We start from the raw sequence: 19,212 nt of genomic DNA on the forward strand, positions 1-19,212 counted from the left end.
GGTCGATCCCCCAGATCGTCTAGTAACTGTGTATGTCATGAACAGTGTATGCCTTTACCTGTTTTGGGTGCAACAATGCGGCCATGGACGACGTCGAGATCGAGTTGCTGCCGCCGGGCACCGCGCCGGCGTGGGGGCACACCCCCGCGCCCCGCCGCGGGCCGAAACCGGGATACAGCCTCGAGCAGATCGTCGACGCGGCCATCGCGCAGGCGGACGCGGAGGGCTATGCGGCGCTGTCCATGCCGTCGATCGCCAAACGTCTCGGCATCACCGCGAACGCGCTCTACCGGTACCTGAGTTCCAAAGAGGAGCTGCTCGTCCTGGTGGCCGAGGCGGCGTGGGGTCCGCCGCCGGAGCCGGTTTCCGGCGATTGGCGCGCGGCGGTCACCGTCTGGGCGCGTGCGCTCCTCGAACGCTGCCGTCGCCATCCGTGGCTGATCGACCTGCCGGTGCGGCGCGCGCCGAGTACGCCGAATCTGCTGGGGTGGCTGGAGAACTTCCTCGAGGGGATGGCGGACTCGGGTCTGAGTGTCCAGGACGTGACCGGTTGCGCCGTCCTGGTCGACGGATGGGTCCGCAGTACCGCTTCCTTGCTCCGGGACGTGAACGCGAGCCCGCCTGATCAGGTCCGGGCGCTGAGCGCGTTCCTCGGCCCACGCCTCGAAGGGCGGGGTTACACGCGCGTCGCCGCCGTGATCTCCGGTGCGGCGTACGGCGAAGAGGGCATGGAGGAAGCCGACGTCGAGTTCGGCCTCGGCCGCATCCTGGACGGTATCGAGGCGCTCATCGAGCGCCGGTGAACACCCCGTCGAGCCGGTAGTCGACGATCTCCGCCGCGCGTTCTGCCGTGTAGGCGTCGACCATGATCCCCGTGACGAGGCCGGCGGACATCGTCGCGAGCGCGTCCGCCTCGAGCAGGGGGTCGAGCCGGGCGGGGATGTCACCTTTCTCTTGTGCCGCCCGGAGCAGGCCGGCGATCGCCTGGACCAGGTGGGGCAGCAGTGGTTCCTGATCCGGAGCCTGGCTCCCGCGCGTGACGTCGACGGCGAAGTACGCGATCTGGACCGCGGCCAGCATGCGGCGGCGCTCACCGTCCGGCAGGACGGCGGTCAGGTAGGCGCGCACGATGGTGCGTTCGTTCCCCGTCTTCATCGCCTCGCCGATGGTCTTCCCGGAGTGCTCCATGGTCAGTTCGACGACCCGCTGCCAGGCGAACCGCAGCATCTCTTCCTTGGTCGGGAAGTAGTACTGGACCAGGTTCATCGAGATGCCCGCCTCCGCGGCCACCGCACGCAGGGTGACCGCCTGCAGGCCTTGGGCGGCGGCGATCCGGAAGAGGGCCTCCGCGATCTCGCGTCTGCGCTCTTGGTGGTCGACACGTTTCGGCACGTGATCACTCTGCCATGTCGGCGAGGGGTGGCCGGAACGACCACCCGCTGTTATGGTGCAAGTGCACCATAAAACTTCGAGGAGGTCCGATGCCGGGGGAGTTCATCGACAAGAAGGCCGAAGAGCGATTCTTCGCGGCCTATGACGCGATCTTGCGGAAGTGGCCGGTCCCCGCCGAGGAACTGGATATCGCGACGAGATTCGGCCCGACCCGGGTCCGGAGTTGCGGGCCGGAAGACGGTTCACCGATCGTGCTGCTTCCCGGGACGATGGGCACGTCACTGTCCTGGTATCCGCATATCGCCGAACTCGCCGTCCGGCACCGGATCCACGCCGTCGACACGATCGGCGAGCCGGGGCGGTCGGTCCAGACCGCGCCCATCAAGTCCACAGAGGACTGCGCGGACTGGCTCGCCGAGGTCGTCGACGGGGTGCTCGCGGGAACCGGCCACGAAAAGGTCCACCTCGCCGGTGTTTCGCGAGGCGGCTGGCTCGCCCTGAACCTCGCCACCCGGGCGACCGACCGGATCGCCGGTGTCGTCACCATCGAAGCCGCGGGGTTCGGCGTGATCGACCGGAGCTTCATCTGGTGGAGCTTCCGCGAGATCTTCCTCTGGTTTCTGCCGAAGTGGCTTTTCCGACTGGTGGGGTCCGGCGATCCGGACGTGCGGCACACCTTTCGGCCCCTGTTGTTCGCCGCGCTCAAGTACAAACAGCGGCTGCCCGAGATGCACCTGTTCAGCGACGACGAACTGGCCGGAATCGACGTGCCCACCCGGATCATCGTCGCCGAACGCAGCGTCATCCTCCGCGCCCGCGAGGTGGCGGCCCGGCTCGGCTCACTGAACCCGCACATCGAGGTCGAAGTCGTGCCCAAGACGACTCATGGGCTGCCCCTGGAGAAACCGGAGCTGGTCACCGCCCGGATTCTCGAGGCTGCGCATCACGCCGCGGCCACCTGATCCGGCCAGGACGGCGAACGGCCGAGCAGGGCGACGATCGTGTCCAGATCGGACGGACCCGTCTCGTCGACGGCCGGGCCGAAGGCGGCGCCAGGAGCCTTCCGGTTCTTCCCGTCCGGGATCGCCTTGGCGAAGGCCAGTCCGGCGTCGAGTACCTCTCGCTGGAACTCGAGCGGCAGGCCGAGGGTTTTGGCCACGTCCCAGGAGTGCACCAGGTAGTCGACGAAATGGAAGCCCAGCGCCTGCTCCGCGGTGAAGGTGATCTCGGTGGAGAACTCGGGAAGGGTGAACTTCCGGTCGGCGAGGTCGTGGGGGACGAAGGCGTTCAGGACTCGGTTCACCGAGGCGCGATAGGTGGCGATGGGGTCGTCGCCCAGCGGGAGCAGCCGCCAATGGTCGAGGCTGCTCTCGCCCTCGGCCGCGGCGGCGAAGCCGTGGTGCTGGGTGGCCATATGCGCCAGCAGTCCGTGCAGGGTCCAGGCGCTGCACGGGGTCGGCTTGACCAGGTCCGCGGGGGTGATCTTGCCGACGAGGTCGAGGCTAGTCCGGGTCACCAGGGCGTCGAGGATGCGAAGTTCATCAATAGGCATACGCATATCATCTACATATGCACACGAGTTCGTCAACAGGTTTCGCGAACGAGGTCGGTATGGTCTGCGCATGGCGGAGCAGGGGAGGCCGGATCTCGCGGCGATGCTCGGCGGGCTGATGCGACGGCTGATGAACGCCGAGACGCCGGTGCTGGCCGAGCACGGGTTGACCATGTGGGGTTATGTGGTGCTGAGCGCGCTCGACGACGGGCCCGTCCGCACGCAGGCCGCCCTCGCGAAGGCGATCGGCGCGGACAAGACCCGGATCATCGGCACCCTCGACAACCTTCAAGAGAACGGGCTGATCACGCGCGAGCCGGACCCGAAGGACCGCCGGGTCCGGCTGCTGGGGATCACCGAAGCCGGCCGCGCCGCGCGAAGGTCGGCCCAGTCGAAGATCCAGGAGCAGGAGGAGCGGTTGCTCGGCCAGCTTCCCGCCGCCGATCGCGAAGCCTTCCTTCGTGCCGCGCGTGTGCTGTCCGAAGCCGAGTGGCCGTGACGGGGTTCAGCCGAGTACTTCGGTGACCATGCCCGGCGGGTAGTCCGACGGCGACCGGCGCCACCACGCGCCGAAGGCCTGAGCCAGCCGCCGTGGCACCTCGACCTGCGCGCCGCCGCCGTGGAAATCGATCGTGACCAGCACGCCGCCGATTTCCGAGGTGTGCCAAGGGATTCGGCGGACCAGTTTCGCGTAGTCGGCGCTGGCGGACACGAACGTGACCACGTTCGCCGCCCCGAGCCGGCGGGCCTCGCCGAGCACGGCGTCTTCGAGCACTCCCGGCGGCCAGTCGCCGAGCTTGAGTTTCCGGTCGTAGTAAGCGATCGGCTCGTCGGCGCGCAGGATCCCGTAACCACCGCTGAGGATCAGCGACCGTCCGGACGCGGCGGCCTCGCCGAGGACGCCACCGACGTTCCGGTAGAAGTTCCCGGTGTAGCGGAGCCACGCGGGCCGCAGCCCGCCGCCGTCGACCTTGGACCGCGTCAGGACCTCGGCCCGCGCGCGAAGCATCGGCTCGGGCCAGAGCGCGCCAGGCCCCGCGGACGCGTCGCCGCCTCGATTCTTGGCCTTCGAGGGGCCGAGGACGATCAGGCTCTCGCCGGGCTCGATCGCGTTCAGAACGGTCACCCGCGAAACCCTAAAGTGCCTCGCTGACCGGACGCTGATCGGTCCCGGGCATGCTGGAGGGATCAGACCGCGGAAGGGGGATCATGTCGCCACTCGTCGTGCACGGCCTGTGGTCCCGTGGCCGTGGGATCGTGCTCTGGGGTGAGCACGGCGACCGCCCGGCGACGACGTCGATGCGGCCGTCGAGCGCTGCCCGGCCGCATCCGTTCGCCGCGTCGGTCGCGGATCTGACCGCCTTGCACCCCGGCAAACCGGCGTCGGCCGTCCTTCTGCTTCCGTCGCGCCGCGGCGGCCCCGTCGCCTCGCCCGAACTGGGCTCCCGAAGCCGTCCGCAGCAGGAACTGACGCTGGAACCCTGGTCGGTGCCCGCGCTCCTGATCGACCCCTCGGAACTGGAAGACCTGGCCGAGACGGTCGGCTACGGCACCTCGGTCCGCCATCTCCGCGCCGTCGTCCGGCTGGCGGACGATCTGGTGCGCCGCGGCCGGGTGCTGCCCACCCTCGTGCGCGACGAGATCGTGGCGCGGGCGCGCTGGCGGCCCGTGGCCCGGGGCGGTGACGCGGTCGCGGTCCGGGCGCTGATCGCGGCCACCCCGCCGGTCGGCCGGGCCGAACACCCCGGACCGGATCCGGCGGCGCTCGTCACCGACGCGCTCCACACCCTGGTCGACGCCGCGGTCCGCGATCGCCTCGCCGCCGCCGGACACGCCACGGAAAGCGATGGCCGCGAAGGCCCGTTCGGATCGTGGCTCCACGCGCTGAAGAGCGCGGACGACCGGATCGGCCAGGCGCCGGGGCGCATGGGGATCGTCGCCGAGGGCATCGCCGCCTGGGACGCGGTCGGCGACACCGACCTGACCGAGGGCACGGTCTGCTTCCGGCTCGACGAGGTACCTACGCTCCACGGCCCGGCCGACGACCCCGACGACCAGACCGGCGACGGGACCAAGTGGCAGCTGCGGTTCCTCCTGCGCTCCACGGCCGATCCCAGCCTCCAGCTCCCGTCGGATGCCGTCTGGTCCGGCGAGGCCGCCGCCAAGTTCACCGACCCCGAAGGCCTGTTCACCGCCGAGCTGGAACGCGCCGCCGGTGTGCTGCCGCTGCTCGGCCCCGCGGTCGACGCCGCGAAGCCGGGCATCTACGACCTCACCGTCGCCGAAACCGTGGAGTTCCTCGACGGCGGCGCGGAACGGCTGGTGGCGGCCGGATTCGACGTCCAGCTCCCGGCGAGCTGGGGCGGCAGGCGCAAGCTGGCGCTCAAGCTGTCCGTCCGCGGCGCGCCGGTCGACCAGGCCGCCGTGCACCGGCTCGGCCGCCACCAGCTCGCTTCCTACCGCTGGGCACTCGCCGTCGGAGAAGACGCCCTGACCGACGAAGAACTCGCCGGGCTCGCGGCCGCGAAGTCGTCACTGGTCCGGCTGCGCGGTCGCTGGGTGAGCGTGGACCCCGAACTGCTGCGCGCTGGTCTCGAATACCTCCGCCGCGACCCGGACCGCGAGAAACCGCCGCTGCCCACACCGGCGGACCTGCTGGCGTTGCTCCGCGGCGGCTTCGAAACGCCGCTCCCGGTCACCGAGGTCACGACCGACGGCTGGATCGACGACTTCCTCGCCGGCCGTGTCCAGCGCACGATCGAGCCGGTCGAGCCGCCGGCCACGTTCCTGGCCACCCTGCGGCCTTACCAGAGCCGCGGTGTCGCGTGGCTTTCGTTCATGGCGTCGATCGGGCTCGGGGCCTGCCTCGCCGACGACATGGGACTGGGCAAGACCGTCCAGCTGCTCGCGCTCGAAGCGATCGAGCGGGCACAGGGCGACAGGCGGCCGACACTGCTGGTCTGCCCGATGTCGCTGCTCGGGACGTGGCAACGGGAAGCGGCCAAGTTCGCGCCGGAACTGCGCGTTCACCTCCATCACGGCGCCGATCGCGGCCGCGTCCGGACCGAGGGCGCGGACCTGGTCGTCACCACCTACTCGACCGCCGCCCGCGACGCCGACGAGCTCGCGGCCATCCGCTGGCACCGGCTCGTGCTCGACGAGGCGCAGGCGGTCAAGAACCAGAACACCGGGCCCGCGCAGGCCTTGCGCCGGATCCCCGCCGGGCACCGGATCGCGCTGACCGGGACGCCGGTGGAGAACCGGCTCGCCGACCTGTGGTCGCTTTCGGACCTGCTCAACCCCGGTGTGCTCGGGAGCAGGCAGGAGTTCCGCGAGCGGTTCGAGGTGCCCATCGAGCGCCGGGGCGATCTTCCCTCGGCCACCGAGCTGCGCCGGCTGACCCGGCCGTTCCTGTTGCGGCGCCTCAAATCCGATCCCACGGTGCTCGCCGACCTTCCCGAGAAGATCGAGATCCTCCAGGAGTACCGCCTCACCCGCGAACAGGTGACGTTGTACCGCGCCACCGTGGACGAGATGATGACCAAGATCGCCGACAGCGCCGGGGTCAAACGGCGCGGCAACATCCTCGCCGCGATCACCAAGCTCAAGCAGATCTGCAACCATCCAGCGCACCTGCTGCACGACGGCTCGCCGATCGGGCACCGGTCCGGCAAGGTCAACCGGCTCGAAGAGCTCCTGGCGGAGATCCTCGACGCCGGCGATCGCGCGTTGTGCTTCACCCAGTTCGCCGAATTCGGGCACCTGCTCGTCCCGCATCTTTCGCACCGGCTGAACGCGAAGATCGCCTTCCTGCACGGCGGCTTGTCGCAGCGGCGCCGCGACTCGATCGTCGAGCACTTCCAGTCTGGCGAGGGCCCGTCGATCCTGCTCGCGTCACTGAAGACCGGGGGAGCGGGGCTGACGCTCACCGCGGCCACCCACGTCCTTCATCTCGACCGCTGGTGGAATCCGGCGGTCGAGGAACAGGCCACCGACCGCGCCTTCCGCATCGGCCAGCGGCACAGCGTCCAGGTGCGGAAGTTCGTCTGCCCCGGCACCATCGAGGAGCGGATCGACGCCGTCATCACCAAGAAGGAGGCGCTGGCCGGCCTCGTCGTCACCGAAGGGGAGGACTGGCTCACGGAGCTGTCCGCCGATTCACTGCGCGAGGTCTTCGCGCTCGGGCGGGAGGCGGGCGATGACTGACGGATTCCGCCGGGCACTCGGCGAACTGGGTGTCCACAAAGGACTTGTGCCGCCGTGCCGGGTCGACACGCTCACGATCGGGCCCGGCGCCGCGGTCGCCGTTGTCCGGGTGACCCGGCAGCGGTTCTACGAGGTCCGCATCGGCTTGCCGACGTTCGGCAAGCAGGTGTGGACGGCGGTCGTCGGCGCCATCGTCAAGGACGAGAGCGCGAAGACTGCCTTGCTCGACGGCCGGATCCCGGACGACATCGATCGGTTCTTCGCCGCCGAGCAGGTGCCGTTGTTCCCCGAGGCGGCCTGGGAACTTTCGCTGGACTGCACGTGTCCTGGCACTCGCGTGCCCTGCGATCACCTCGTCGCCGCGCTGATCGCGCTCGAAGACGAGGAGGACCCGTTCGCGATCTTCACGCTTCGCGGCCGCGATCGCACCGCTTTGCTCGACGAGATCGGGCGGCAGGCGGGTGCGCGTGTGACCGCCCCGTCAGCGGAAGCCGAGACACCCGGCCTCGACGAGGTGATGGACGACTTCTTCGGCTGGGGTCCGGCCGGTGACGTCACGAACACGCGACGGCCGCGAGCCGGGGATCCCTTGGGACTGCTCGACGAGGTCCCGCCACTGAAGGCCACGGTGGACGGAAGGTCGGTCACCGCCCTGCTGCGGCCGCTCTACCGGGCGATCACCGGTCAGGCGAAGTAGGCGTCGACGAGCTCCTCGTCCACTTCGGACAGGGTGGCGGGGGACCACTTCGGGGAGCGGTCCTTGTCGATGATCTGCGCGCGGATCCCCTCGGCGAACTCGGCGGTCGAGAGCGCGTGGGTCGAGATCCGGAGCTCCTGGGCCAGCGCGGTTTCCAGATCGGGCATCGCGGCGGCCGACCGGAGTGCCCGCAGGGTCACCTTCAGCGCGGTCGGCGACTTCGCCTCGATCTCCTTGGCCGCGGTGGCCGCGGCGTCACCCTCGGCGTGGAGCCTGGCCAGGATCTCCTCGACGGTGTCCGCCGCGTAGCACCGGTCGATCCAGCCGGCGTCCCCGGCCAGCGTACTCGGCGGCGCGGGTTCGGCGATCAGCTCCAGCGCGTCGTCCGGTGTGCGGACCGCCAGCGCGTCGAGCAGGTCCGGAATCCGTTCGCTGGCCACGAAATGGTCGGCGAGTCCACAGTGGATCGCGTCGGGTCCCGAGATCGCCCCGGCGGTGAGCGCGATATGCGTCCCGAGTTCGCCGGGCGTGCGGGACAACAGGTACGTGCCGCCGACGTCCGGGACGAAGCCGATCCCGGTCTCCGGCATGCCGACCCGGGAGCGTTCGGTGACGATCCGGTGGCTGCCGTGCGCGGAGACGCCGACGCCGCCACCCATGACGAGCCCGTCCATCAACGCGAGGTAGGGCTTCGGGTAGCGCGAGATCATGGCGTTGAGGCGGTACTCGTCGGCCCAGAACCGCAGGGACGCGGTGCCGCAGGCGCGGGCGTCCTCGTAGATGGCGCGGATGTCGCCGCCCGCGCAGAGCCCGCGATCACCCGCGCCGTCGATCAGCACCGCGCGGACACCCGGGTCGGTGCGCCACGCTTCGAGGTGGTCGAGCATGGCGAGGACCATGCCGTGGTTCAGCGAGTTCAGCGCACGCGGCCGGTTCAGCGTGATCCGGCCGATTCCGCTCTCGACGAGGAACTGGACGTCGTTCACGAAGCCACCCTAAAAGTAGGACGTCCGACCATGTGGAGCTTGTGGCGCACGCCTCAGCGCACCGTTCGGGCTCGCGTTCGCGAATGCGAAATTCTGCCAGCGGGCGCCGTGTGGATTCTGGTAGTCCTCGGATATGAGCGAACAGCCCACAGCGGCGGAGCTTGCCGACGAACTCCTCGACGTCCTCGCGGCCGAGATGCCCTTGATGGCGACCTTCGACAACGTCCCGGGACACGATCACGAGCTGCGGGACGTCTCGGAGGCGGGTGACGACGGGCTGAGGGAGCGGGCCGCCCGCATCGCCGAATACGCCGCCCGCTCCACGGATCCGGACCGGATCACCCTCGGCGTCATCGCCCACCACGCCGAATCGCTGCTGAACAGGCTGGATTCGCGGCTGACCGAGTTCGTTCTCGCCGATCCGATGGTGTCCGAGGGAATCGGGGTGCTGTCCTGGCTTCCGCAGCTCGCACCGTCGGGGGAGCAGGCGGAAGAGGACTACCTGGCCAGGCTGGCGGTGTTCCCGGAGTTCTTCGCGGCGCTGGCCGACCGCCACCGCGCCGGGGTCGCGGCGGGCCGGACCCCGGTGGAACGGGCGGTACGCGGCGCGATCGACCACGTCGACCGGTTCCTGGCCGCCGAACCCAACCCGCTGCTCGTCCCACCGCTGACCGGCGACCGCGCGGAGCGACGACAGCGGCTCTTCGCCGAGAAGGTGCGGCCGGCGCTCATCGCCTATCGCGAGGTGCTCGCCCGCGAGATCGCCGGACGTGGCCGTCCCGACGATCGGCCGGGCCTCTGCTGGCTGGACGGTGGCAAGGAAAGCTACGCGGGTCTGGTCAAGACGCACACCACCACCGGGATCTCGCCGGAAGAACTGCACGAGATCGGCCTCGCGATCGGCCGGGCGCTGGACGAGGAGTACCGGCGGCTCGGTGCGGCCGTGTTCGGCGACGAAGACCCCGTCGCGGTCCGGCGGCGGATGCGCACCGATCCGTCGCTGTGCTGGCGGGACGCGGACGAGATGATCGCGACCGCGACGGAAGCGGTCGCGCGCGCCACGGCCGCCGCTCCCGGCTGGTTCCGCCGGGTGCCGTCGGCCGAATGCGTGGTGCGCGCCGTGCCGGAAGCTGACGGCCCCTCCGCCGCGCAGGCGTACTACATGCCGCCGTCGGCCGACGGCACCCGGCCCGGCGTCTACTCCACCAACACCTACCGGGTGACCGAACGGTTCCGGTTCATCGCCGAGTCGGTCGCTTTCCACGAAGCCGTCCCCGGGCACCATTTCCAGGCTTGCGTGTCCTACGAGCTGGAGGATCTGCCCCGGCTGCGCAGACTGGTCCCGCTTTCGGCGTTCGACGAAGGCTGGGCGCTCTACACCGAGCGGCTCGCCGACGAGATGGGCCTGTACTCCGACGATGTCATGCGGCTGGGCATGGTCGCCGAGGACTCGTTGCGCGCGGCGCGGCTCGTCGTCGACACCGGGCTGCACGCGCTGGGCTGGACCCGGCAGCAGTGCGTCGACTACCTCACGGAGCATTGCGTGTTGAGCGACGTCGAAGTGCGGTCCGAGACCGACCGGTACATCGAATGGCCCGGTCAGGCACTGTCGTACATGACGGGCAGGCTGGAAATCCAGCGGTTGCGTGCCTTCGCCGAGGAGCAGCTGGGCGCGTCCTTCGACATCCGGGATTTCCACGACGTCGTACTGGGGAACGGGCAGGTACCGTTGCCGGTGCTCGGCGGCATCGTGCGGGAGTGGGTGGCCGGCACGCGGCGCCGGGGGTGACCCTCCGGCGCCGCGTGTCCGGGCTCAGTCGCGCTTGGCGAGCGTCGCGACTTCGGCGTCGGTCAGCGGCCGGTCGTAGAGCCGGACGTCGTCCACCGCGCCGCGCAGGAAGTCGACCTGCTGACCGCCGTACTGGCCGCGGCCGATCACCGTGTGGCCGGTGCTCGGTGGGGCGGAGCAGGCGTTCTGCGCGGCGACCTTCTTGCCGTCGACGTAGAGCGACAACGTGCCCGCCTTCGCGTCGCGGACGCCGGTCAGGTGGTACCAGCGGCCGACTTCCGGCTTCTCCGGCGACAGGGCACGGAGGCCGACGAAGCTCATCGCCCACCGCTGGTCCTGTCCGGAGTACTGCAGGAAGAATGCGCTGTCGCGGCCGGTGTCCTGGCTGACGACGGTCTGGAACGCGCCGCTCGCCTCATCCAGCTTGGCCCACGCCGAAACCGAGTAGCTGCCGGCCGTGTTCACGAGGTTCGCCCCGGTGTCGGCCTGCCCGTTGCCCGCGAAGGCCAGCGCGCCACCCTGCACACCGCCTGCCCACTGCGCGTTGGTCAGCGTGGCGTGCGCGGTGCCGACCGAGTCCTTGGCGCTGGATCCGGTGCCCTCGTCGAACTCGTAGGCGTGCACGCCGGTGAGTCCCGGAGTGCCGGGGCCTGGGTCGGGAGCGCCGGAGCCGCTGCCGTCGGCGTTGCGGATGATCGCCTGGTTGACCGCGCGCACCTGCGCGAAGTCCATCTTCTTCACCTGCCTGTCGGAGGTGAAGAAGCCGTTGACCTCGTGCTCGACGTCGGTGATCTGCGTGTAGATCGAGCCGCTGATGCCGCAGCTCTGCGCCGACGCGAGCACGTCGCGCTGGTTCTGGACGTAGCGGCTGTTCAGGGTCGCCTGGTCCTTCACCATCTCGTAGGCGTGGCCTTCGCCGAACCACATGTGGTTCTCGACCTCAAGACCGTAGCCGCCGTGTTCGCCGTCGATCGAGATCCGCTTGGCGTCGGGCATCGGCTTGGCGGGGCCGGGGTAGGCGTGCCAGTCGATGACGTCACCCTTGCCGGAGTCGCCGAGGGAGTCACAACAGTTGACGCCGCTGTGCGCGTTGACCAGCCGGGTCGGATCCTGGGCCTTGACGTCGTCGGCGATCTTGCCGGTGGTCTCGCGCGACCACTCGCCCCAGCCCTCGTTGAACGGCACGTAACCGACGATCGAGGTCCAGTTCTTCTTCTGCTCCACCAGTTCCTTCAGCTCGACCTGGAACTGCCGCTGGGCGTCGGCGGGCGGACGTCCGCCGGTGCGCATCGACGGCATGTCCTGCCAGACGAGCAGGCCGAGTTCGTCGGCGTGGTGGTACCAGCGGTCGGGTTCGGTCTTGATGTGCTTGCGGACCGTGTTGAACCCGAGGACCTTGTGCTGTTCGAGGTCGAAGCGCAGCGCCTGATCGGTCGGCGCGGTGTAGATGCCGTCCGGCCAGTAGCCTTGGTCCAAAGTGGACTGCAGGAAGAGGATCTTGCCGTTGAGGGTGAACCGGAGTTTGCCGTCGGCGCCCTTGGCGGTGCCGAATTCGCGCATGCCGAAGTAGGACGAAACCTTGTCCACGGTGCGGCGGCCGTCCTTCAGTTCGACGTCGAGGTCGTAGAGGAACGGCGTATCCGGTGACCAGAGCTTCGCCTTGGGCACCGGCAGGGAGATCGTCCCGGTGGCGGCCGCCTTGCTGCGGCTGACCACCTTCCTGCCGTCGCGGACCACGGCCTCGACGGTGAGCCCGGAGTTCCCGCCGGTGTCCACGGTGAGCTTGAGCGTGGAGGACTTGAGATCCGGGACCATGCCGAGCGTGCCGATGTGCTTCGCCGCGACCGGCTCCATCCAGACCGTCTGCCAGATGCCGGAGGCGCCCTCGTAGAAGATCCCGCGATCGGGGACCAGCCGCTGCTTGCCGACGGGCTGCCAGGTCGCGTCGGCGCGATCCTCGACACCGACGATGATCTCCTGCTCTCCCTTGGGTTTCAGCGCCGAGGTCACGTCCGCGGAGAACGCGCCGTAACCGCCTTGGTGCGCGGCCACCTCCTTGCCGTTGACGTAAACCTTCGCCTTGTAGTCGACGGCGCCGAAGTTGATCCGGAGCGTGTTGTCCCTGCCGACGTTCCAGTGCCTGGGCACGGTGAACGTCCGCCGGTACCACATGAAGTCCTCGTGTCGCTGGATCCCGGAAAGCGCCGATTCGGTGGGGTAGGGGACCAGGATCTTCTCGGCGAGCTTCTCGCCGAAGGGCGGGACTTCGCCGGGCGCGGCGCCGGCGAACTCCCAGACCCCGTTGAGGTTCTGCCAGTTCTCGCGCACCAGTTGCGGCCGGGGGTACTCGGGTAACGCGTTGGTGGGCGACACCTGGTTCGTCCACGGGGTGGTCAGGCGTGGCTTGCCCATCTTCCAGCCGCTCTCCGCGGCCGTCGCGGCCCCCGACGTCAACGCCAGGGCGGTTATGGCGACCACCGCGGCGGTCAGGGGTTTCCGGAAGCGTCTCGGCCTCCGGGGACGTTGTGACAACGTTGGCAACATCTGCTCGACACCCTTCTCCGGGGGCGGCCGCCTCGGCGGAGGTGCGCCTCCCACTGGACCTGTGCAGGCGTGAAACCACGACCCCGTGGCCGGGGGAACCGGTGTGAACTGGGCCACGGCTGGCCGTGAGGATGTTTTTACATCGTTGATACAACGTTGTAAAGCTTCGAAGGCGTCGAATCGGTCCTGGGCGGGAGAGCTGTCCGGTGTGTCAGGAGCGGCGGGTTTTGCGCAGCCAGCCGCCGAGTTCGCGGTAGTCGGCGCCGGTCAGGCCGTGCCGGGGATCGACGCGGTGCAGCAGGCAGGCCCGTGTGGTGGCAGGCCACCCGGTCGCGATCGACCTCGGAGATCTCGTCGTCTACCCAGGGGCCGGGTTTTCCGGTGCAGACCGATTCGGGCCAGTCCGCCACCGGCAAGCGGGGCAGGCCGAGCTCGGGGCGAGAGCGTCGTTGGCGTCATGCGGCCTGGTCGTGGCCCAGACGAGTTATCCGTGGAGTGCCTTCAGTCGCGCCCCATGCGGCGAGGGGCCGAACACCGGAGAGCGGGAAGGCTGTAGCCCGCGCGGCACGCGGTAGCGGTGCTCATTGACACGATAACTGACCGATAAGTAACTTACTGGGGAGTCAGATCAACCGGAGGCGACGATGCCGACCGAAGAACGGTCTTGGTGGGGCTGGGGCACCCTCGACGGCGAACTGTCCCGAGAGGAGTCCGACGCGCTGGTCGCCCGCACCGCGGGTGTGCTGCCCGGCCACGACTTCACCGACCACGCTCCGCCCGATCCGGCGGAGCTCGGCGTCCCGGCATCGCGGGTCCGCCCACCCGCGACGCTCGCCGCGTTGTGCAGTGACGGCCCGGCCGACCGGTTGTCCCACGCCCGCGGCAAGGCGTTCCGCGACGTCGTCCGCAATCTGCTCGGACAGGTCGAGCACGTCCCGGATCTGGTCGCCCGTCCGCGTACGGAGCAGGACGTCGTCGACCTCCTCGACTGGTGCGCCGCGTCCGGGACCCCGCTGATTCCTTACGGTGGCGGCAGTTCCGTGGTCGGCGGGGTCGAACCGCGGTTCGACGGGCCGGCGGTCTCGATGGATCTGGCGGGCCTCGGTGACGTGCTCGAAGTGGACACGGTCAGCCGTGCGGCGCGGATCCAGGCCGGGATCTTCGGGCCGGCCCTGGAAGACCGCCTCCGCCCGCTGGGGCTCACCCTGCGGCATTTCCCGCAGTCGTTCGCCCATTCGACACTCGGCGGCTGGCTCGCCACCCGGGCGGGCGGGCATTTCGCCACTCTCGCCACGCATATCGACGATCTCACCGAAGCGATGCGCGTCGTCACGCCCGCCGGGATCAGTGCATCGCGACGCCTGCCGGGCTCGGGCGCCGGCCCTTCGCCGGACCGGATGTTCCTCGGCTCCGAGGGCACGCTCGGCGTGATCACCGAAGCCTGGATGCGCCTGCAGGACCGGCCGGTGTGGCAGGTGACCGCGTCCGTCGCCTTCGAACGGCAGGAGGACGCGGTCGCCGCCACCCGCGCGATCGCGCAGTCCGGGCTCCACCCGTCGAACTGCCGACTCCTCGATCCGGCGGAGGCGTTCATCAACGCGGGCGCGAGTGTGGGCGGTGGCCTCCTGCTGGTCGCGTTCGAATCCGCCGACCATCCGGTCGACACCTGGCTCGACCGCGCGCTCGAAGTGACCGCGGGTCACGGGGGTGTCGTGAAAGCCAGGCGCAGCAAGGATTCCGCCGGTCAGGACAGCGCTTCGACGTGGCGATCCTCCTTCCTGCGGATGCCCTATCAACGCGACGCGCTCGCCCGCCGGTCGCTGATCGTGGAGACCTTCGAGACCGCGTGCACTTGGGACGGTTTCCCGGATTTCCACGACGCGATCACCTCGGCGGCGCGTACCGCGATCGACGAGGTGTGCGGCGGCGCCGGTGTCGTGACGTGCCGGTTCAGCCACGTGTACCCCGACGGTCCCGCGCCGTACTACGGGATCTACGCCGCTGGGCGCTGGGGGAGCACGGTCGCCCAGTGGGACGAGATCAAGGCCGCGGTTTCGGAGGCGATCGCGGGCCACGGCGGCACGATCACCCATCACCACGCCGTCGGCCGCGATCACCGGCCCTGGTACGACCGGCAGCGTCCCGGCCCGTTCGCCACCGCGTTCGCCGCCGCCAAGTCCGCGCTCGACCCGGCCGGGATCCTCAATCCCGGGGTGCTGATCGGCTGACCGGCGGCCGGACGAACGAGGTCGGCAGCGCGGTGAACCACAGGGCCGCCAAGGACAACGTCCGGCTCGCGACTGGTCAGCGGGTGATCGAACGGGACGACCGCGTACACCGTGCTGAGGTCCGGTCGCGAACGTGACGGCGACGTCTGCCGCGCCTTCGAGCACCCGCCGAGTCGCTTCTGCCCTGGTGACGACGTCGCTGTGGAACGGTGACGTCGTGCTCGCGCCGGAGGGCGGTGATCGCCTGGGACCACGCGGCGGGCGAACCCCTCGGAACAGGCGACCGTCAGGGACCGGGCGTGCAGTCCGCGGCCGGTGCGGAGTTCGTCGACCAGAACGGCCGATTCGGCCCTCGCTGCGCCGAAGGTGGTCGAGCAGCCGCGCGGATGCCGGACGAACAACGGCACCTCGAGACTGCTTCGAGTTTGGCGACCTGGCGGCTGATCGCTGAGGGCGCCACCGAGCTGGTGCGGGCGACTTCGAGGAAGTACGCCAGCGCGATCGGCAGTAGTCGCATCAGATCTCCGCAGGTTTGCCGCAATGAGAACGCGGAGCACGGTAAACGGCAATGGTCAGAGTATGCGAACCGACTTACGCTCCTCTGCGACACTCGACGAGCGAATCGGGAGACAACGCGGTGATTCCTGCAGAACTGGTCGCGAAGGCCCACGAGCACGTCGACTCGGGAGCGTTCTTCGCCGAACTCGCCGAACTCGTCCGGTATCCGACCGTGAGTGATCATCCGAGCGGTCGCGTTGCCATCAGGGCATACCTGGACGAGGTGCTGGCGCCCGCGCTGACCGCGCTCGGCTGCGCCGTGGCGATCCACCCCAATCCAGATCCCGGCGGCGGCCCGTTCCTGATCGGCACCCGGATGGAGTCCCCGAAGTTACCGACACTCCTGTGCTACGGCCACGCGGACGTCGTCGACGGGCACGAAGGCCGGTGGAGTGACGGCCGGGACCCGTGGACCCTGGCCGCCGACGGCGAGCGCTGGTACGGCCGCGGCTCCGCGGACAACAAGGGGCAGCACCTGATCAACCTGACCGCGCTCAGGCTGCTCCTCGCCGAGACGGGTTCGCTCGGGTTCAACCTCAAGTTCCTGTTCGAGACCGGGGAAGAAATCGGCTCGCCGGGCCTCGACGAGTTCGTCTCGGCGCACCGGGAGGCACTGAGCGCCGACGTCCTCATCGCGTCCGACGGCCCGCGACTGGACGCGGCGACGCCGACGCTGTTCCTCGGCGCGCGAGGCAGTGTCCGGATCGCCCTCGACGTCGACCTCCGCCCCGACGCCTACCACTCGGGGAACTGGGGCGGCGTGCTGCGCAACCCCGCCACCACCCTCGCCGGGGCGATCGCCTGTCTGGTCGACGGACACGGCCGCGTCCAGGTGCCGGGACTCCTGCCGCCCGAACTTCCGGACAGCGTCCGCGCGGCGCTCGCCGAAGTCGAGATCGGGAACACGCCGGGCGATCCGGCGCTGGACGCGGGCTGGGGCGACACCGGGCTGACCGCGGCGGAGCGGCTATACGGCTGGAACACCCTCGAAGTCCTCTCGCTCGGCGCCGCCGACATCGACCGGCCGGTCAACGCCATCCCCGGCCGCGCGCGGGCGATGCTGCAACTGCGCTACGTCGCGGGCACCGACGTCGACGGAGTGGGCGAGGCGATCAAGAAACACCTTGCCGCGCAGGGGTTTTCCATGGTCGACGTCACAGCCGAGGGCAGTTTCCGCGCCAGCCGTACCCCGGTCGACGACCCGTGGGCCGGCTGGGCGAAGAGTGTCCTCGACGAGGTCACCGATCGGCGCGTGGCGATCCTGCCGAGCTTCGGCGGGGGACTGCCGAACCACGTGTTCACCGACCTCCTCGGCCTCCCGACGCTGTGGCTGCCGCACTCCTATCCCGGATGCCTGCAGCACGCGCCCGACGAACACCTTCTCGCGCCGATCGCCCGCGAGGGAGTCGTCCTCGCCGCGGCCCTGTTCCACGCGCTCGGGCGGCGCGGCGGGGAAGCAGGATGAGCGAGCGGACGGCGGCCAGGCCGCGCACGCCGTCGTTCACCCGGCGCGCGATCGCCGCCACGACTTCGGCGAGCTTCTGTCGGTGATGGCGGACGTGTTCCCGGCGCACACCAGGGCGACAGGGCTTTCGTTCGCCTATGACGCCACTGTCGGGATTTTCGGCGGGTTCACACCGACCATCGCGATCGCGATGATCGCGGCCACCGGTCACCGGTTTCGCCCGGCTACTACCTTTTGGTGACCGCCTCGCTGAGCATCGTCGCGCTGGTCGCAGCGAATCGGCGGCGCAGGATTCGTTGAAGTCCGGTGCGTCGGTCAGCGTTGGGGTCCAGAGTGGACGGACGGATGGTTTTGTTGAGGCGTGGGGCAAAGGTGGCGTGTTCCGCCAGGTAGGGAACGTTGTGGCGAAAGAGTGCTCTACGTCCTGACAGGTATCACCCCGGCCATCGCTCCGTGCCCCGGGCATGCCGAAGGGCCCGTCGCCGGTGGTGGTCGGCGGGCTTTTCGGGTTCAGCGGTGGTTGCGGCGTGGGGTTTGTAGCGGGTCGAGGTATTGGGGTGGGATGAATTCGGGTCGGCCGTCGGTGATTTGGGCTTTCCAGCCGGATTGGCCGTGGATGAGCATGTGGTGGTAGCGGCAGAGTAGGCAGAGGTTGTCGAGGTCGGTGTCGCCGTGGTGGCCCCAGGGCAAGATGTGGTGGGCTTCGCAGTGTTTGGGTTTGCGGTGGCAGCCGGGGAAGGCGCAGCCGCGATCCCGCAGGTTCAGTGCTCGCCGTTGTGCTGGGGTGACGCTGCGCGTGGCGCGGCCGATGTCGAGGGGTTCGCTTTCGGTCCCGAGGACGGCGGGAATGATCTTCGCGTCGCAGGCGAGCATGCGGGCGTGGCGTGCGGTGATCTGGGTGACCTCGTCCACGCAGGCCGCCCCGAGCCCGGAGATCAGGGTCTCCAGCGGGATGGTGACGACGATGGTGGTGCGGTCTCCGGAGAGGGTGGGGGCTTTGTCGTTGGTCATGGCGTAGTGGATGGCGTCGAACAAGGCGTCGCCATTGCGCTCGCCGGGGGTGCGGGGGTCGCGGTTGCCGTCCTTATCGACGGGTCTTCGTTGTCCCCAGGTTTCGAACAACGCGTTGGCTCTGGCCCCGAATTCGGGGTCGAGGAGGCCATTGAGTCGCCACCAGCCGTCGTCGCGTTTGCGGAGATGGACCTCGCGTGAGGGTAATTTCAGGTCTTCGTCTTGGGGTTCGTCGCCGTCGGGGTCCAGGTGCGCCACGAGGTCGGCGCCGGCGTTGGTGATCTGCTGCGGCCCGGCGTGGCGGGCGAGGTCGACCAGGATCTGTTCGGCGCCGGAGCGGTCTTCGGCGGAGACGTCGGCGGGGATTTTCTTCAGTGCGGCGAGGATGGGGTCGAGTTGCTGGTGCCCGAGGTCGCCTTCCGCGGCGGCGGCCCCGGCGAGCGGCGCGAACGCTGGGGCGGGGGTGCCGTCGAGGTTGCGGCTTGCGTTCACCGCCAGCGCCCGGGTCACGGTGTCGCGGGCTTCTTTCGGGGTGATACGAGCGGTCTCGGCGAACCAGCCCGCCGTCGACCCGTGCCCGAACAGTTCCATCGGGCCACGGGACTCGATCTCGGTCAGGTACTGCCCGACCTCCGCCATGGCCTGTCGTGCCACCGACAACCGCTCCACCACCCCGTGCGCGAGTTCGCGCGCACCGGCACGCCACAGCTCCTGTGGCGGTTCGAGGATTCGTTGGCTGGACACCCTGCGATAATACCAGTCATCGAACAGGTGTGCGAATGTG

General features: G+C 69.6%; 15 protein-coding genes. 8 read left to right on the forward strand and 7 right to left on the reverse strand.

The features are described 5' to 3' along the window. The first annotated feature begins 83 nt into the window (after positions 1–83). The gene (locus tag ACLJQ7_RS34990) at positions 84–803 is read left to right on the forward strand and encodes a TetR/AcrR family transcriptional regulator (RefSeq protein ID WP_410652444.1); all 720 of its coding nucleotides are present in this window, start codon (positions 84–86) and stop codon (positions 801–803) included. Here ACLJQ7_RS34990 and ACLJQ7_RS34995 read toward each other — a convergent pair. Then, a complete protein-coding gene (locus tag ACLJQ7_RS34995) occupies positions 787–1,392 on the reverse strand; it encodes a TetR/AcrR family transcriptional regulator (protein WP_410652445.1) in 606 nt (201 codons plus the stop codon). The two genes, ACLJQ7_RS34990 and ACLJQ7_RS34995, sit on opposite strands and share 17 nt — an antisense overlap. 89 nt (positions 1,393–1,481) lie before the next feature. On the opposite strand from ACLJQ7_RS34995, the gene ACLJQ7_RS35000 reads away from it, so the two are divergent. Next, complete coding sequence (locus ACLJQ7_RS35000; RefSeq protein ID WP_410652446.1) at positions 1,482–2,354, forward strand: alpha/beta fold hydrolase; 873 nt, start codon at positions 1,482–1,484, stop codon at positions 2,352–2,354. On the opposite strand, the gene ACLJQ7_RS35005 is transcribed toward ACLJQ7_RS35000, so the two are convergent. Further along, complete coding sequence (locus ACLJQ7_RS35005; RefSeq protein WP_410652447.1) at positions 2,336–2,944, reverse strand: TIGR03086 family metal-binding protein; 609 nt, start codon at positions 2,942–2,944, stop codon at positions 2,336–2,338. The two genes, ACLJQ7_RS35000 and ACLJQ7_RS35005, sit on opposite strands and share 19 nt — an antisense overlap. 70 nt (positions 2,945–3,014) lie before the next feature. Between ACLJQ7_RS35005 and ACLJQ7_RS35010 the strand changes: the two genes are divergently transcribed. Further along, the gene (locus ACLJQ7_RS35010) at positions 3,015–3,443 is read left to right on the forward strand and encodes a MarR family winged helix-turn-helix transcriptional regulator (RefSeq protein WP_410652448.1); all 429 of its coding nucleotides are present in this window, start codon (positions 3,015–3,017) and stop codon (positions 3,441–3,443) included. Positions 3,444–3,449: 6 nt separating this feature from the next. Here the strand turns inward: ACLJQ7_RS35010 and ACLJQ7_RS35015 are convergent, their stop codons facing one another. Beyond that, positions 3,450–4,070 carry a hypothetical protein gene (locus ACLJQ7_RS35015; RefSeq protein WP_410652449.1) on the reverse strand — a complete coding sequence of 207 codons (621 nt, stop codon included), beginning with the start codon at positions 4,068–4,070 and terminating at the stop codon, positions 3,450–3,452. Between the two features lie 83 nt (positions 4,071–4,153). Between ACLJQ7_RS35015 and ACLJQ7_RS35020 the strand changes: the two genes are divergently transcribed. Both ACLJQ7_RS35020 and ACLJQ7_RS35025 read left to right on the forward strand, forming a co-directional pair. Beyond that, the gene (locus ACLJQ7_RS35020) at positions 4,154–7,150 is read left to right on the forward strand and encodes a DEAD/DEAH box helicase (RefSeq protein ID WP_410652450.1); all 2,997 of its coding nucleotides are present in this window, start codon (positions 4,154–4,156) and stop codon (positions 7,148–7,150) included. Then, complete coding sequence (locus ACLJQ7_RS35025; protein WP_410652451.1) at positions 7,143–7,847, forward strand: SWIM zinc finger family protein; 705 nt, start codon at positions 7,143–7,145, stop codon at positions 7,845–7,847. The genes ACLJQ7_RS35020 and ACLJQ7_RS35025 overlap by 8 nt, the downstream gene beginning before the upstream one ends. Here the strand turns inward: ACLJQ7_RS35025 and ACLJQ7_RS35030 are convergent. After that, on the reverse strand, positions 7,835–8,833 hold the full coding sequence (locus tag ACLJQ7_RS35030) for an enoyl-CoA hydratase/isomerase family protein (RefSeq protein WP_410652452.1): 999 nt from the start codon (positions 8,831–8,833) through the stop codon (positions 7,835–7,837). The two genes, ACLJQ7_RS35025 and ACLJQ7_RS35030, sit on opposite strands and share 13 nt — an antisense overlap. Positions 8,834–8,966: 133 nt before the next feature. Between ACLJQ7_RS35030 and ACLJQ7_RS35035 the strand changes: the two genes are divergently transcribed. Further along, positions 8,967–10,622 carry a DUF885 domain-containing protein gene (locus tag ACLJQ7_RS35035; RefSeq protein WP_410652453.1) on the forward strand — a complete coding sequence of 552 codons (1,656 nt, stop codon included), beginning with the start codon at positions 8,967–8,969 and terminating at the stop codon, positions 10,620–10,622. 24 nt (positions 10,623–10,646) lie between these two features. Here the strand turns inward: ACLJQ7_RS35035 and ACLJQ7_RS35040 are convergent, their stop codons facing one another. Continuing rightward, entirely contained in the window at positions 10,647–13,100 is a 2,454-nt protein-coding gene (locus ACLJQ7_RS35040) for a LamG-like jellyroll fold domain-containing protein (protein ID WP_410652490.1), read from the reverse strand. Between the two features lie 710 nt (positions 13,101–13,810). On the opposite strand from ACLJQ7_RS35040, the gene ACLJQ7_RS35045 reads away from it, so the two are divergent. Then, a complete protein-coding gene (locus tag ACLJQ7_RS35045; RefSeq protein WP_410652454.1) occupies positions 13,811–15,394 on the forward strand; it encodes an FAD-binding oxidoreductase in 1,584 nt (527 codons plus the stop codon). Positions 15,395–15,680: 286 nt separating this feature from the next. On the opposite strand, the gene ACLJQ7_RS35050 is transcribed toward ACLJQ7_RS35045, so the two are convergent. After that, positions 15,681–15,911: a LysR family transcriptional regulator gene (locus ACLJQ7_RS35050; RefSeq protein ID WP_410652455.1), complete on the reverse strand. Its 231-nt coding sequence runs from the start codon at positions 15,909–15,911 to the stop codon at positions 15,681–15,683. A gap of 120 nt (positions 15,912–16,031) precedes the next feature. Between ACLJQ7_RS35050 and ACLJQ7_RS35055 the strand changes: the two genes are divergently transcribed. Next, positions 16,032–17,417 carry a M20 family metallopeptidase gene (locus ACLJQ7_RS35055; protein ID WP_410652456.1) on the forward strand — a complete coding sequence of 462 codons (1,386 nt, stop codon included), beginning with the start codon at positions 16,032–16,034 and terminating at the stop codon, positions 17,415–17,417. A gap of 510 nt (positions 17,418–17,927) precedes the next feature. On the opposite strand, the gene ACLJQ7_RS35060 is transcribed toward ACLJQ7_RS35055, so the two are convergent. Continuing rightward, the gene (locus tag ACLJQ7_RS35060; RefSeq protein WP_410652457.1) at positions 17,928–19,172 is read right to left on the reverse strand and encodes a DUF222 domain-containing protein; all 1,245 of its coding nucleotides are present in this window, start codon (positions 19,170–19,172) and stop codon (positions 17,928–17,930) included. Positions 19,173–19,212: the final 40 nt, after the last annotated feature.

Source organism: Amycolatopsis sp. cmx-4-54, assembly GCF_046548895.1.
Classification (GTDB): Bacteria; Actinomycetota; Actinomycetes; order Mycobacteriales; family Pseudonocardiaceae; genus Amycolatopsis.

What these genes read in the sequence shown, in the direction of transcription:
- ACLJQ7_RS34990 (WP_410652444.1), top strand. Translation starts at nt 84, where the DNA reads ATGGACGACGTCGAGATCGAGTTGCTGCCGCCGGGCACCGCGCCGGCG.
- ACLJQ7_RS35000 (WP_410652446.1), top strand. Translation starts at nt 1,482, where the DNA reads ATGCCGGGGGAGTTCATCGACAAGAAGGCCGAAGAGCGATTCTTCGCG.
- ACLJQ7_RS35005 (WP_410652447.1), bottom strand. Translation starts at nt 2,944, where the DNA reads ATGCCTATTGATGAACTTCGCATCCTCGACGCCCTGGTGACCCGGACT.
- ACLJQ7_RS35010 (WP_410652448.1), top strand. Translation starts at nt 3,015, where the DNA reads ATGGCGGAGCAGGGGAGGCCGGATCTCGCGGCGATGCTCGGCGGGCTG.
- ACLJQ7_RS35020 (WP_410652450.1), top strand. Translation starts at nt 4,154, where the DNA reads ATGTCGCCACTCGTCGTGCACGGCCTGTGGTCCCGTGGCCGTGGGATC.
- ACLJQ7_RS35025 (WP_410652451.1), top strand. Translation starts at nt 7,143, where the DNA reads ATGACTGACGGATTCCGCCGGGCACTCGGCGAACTGGGTGTCCACAAA.
- ACLJQ7_RS35035 (WP_410652453.1), top strand. Translation starts at nt 8,967, where the DNA reads ATGAGCGAACAGCCCACAGCGGCGGAGCTTGCCGACGAACTCCTCGAC.
- ACLJQ7_RS35045 (WP_410652454.1), top strand. Translation starts at nt 13,811, where the DNA reads ATGCCGACCGAAGAACGGTCTTGGTGGGGCTGGGGCACCCTCGACGGC.
- ACLJQ7_RS35050 (WP_410652455.1), bottom strand. Translation starts at nt 15,911, where the DNA reads ATGCGACTACTGCCGATCGCGCTGGCGTACTTCCTCGAAGTCGCCCGC.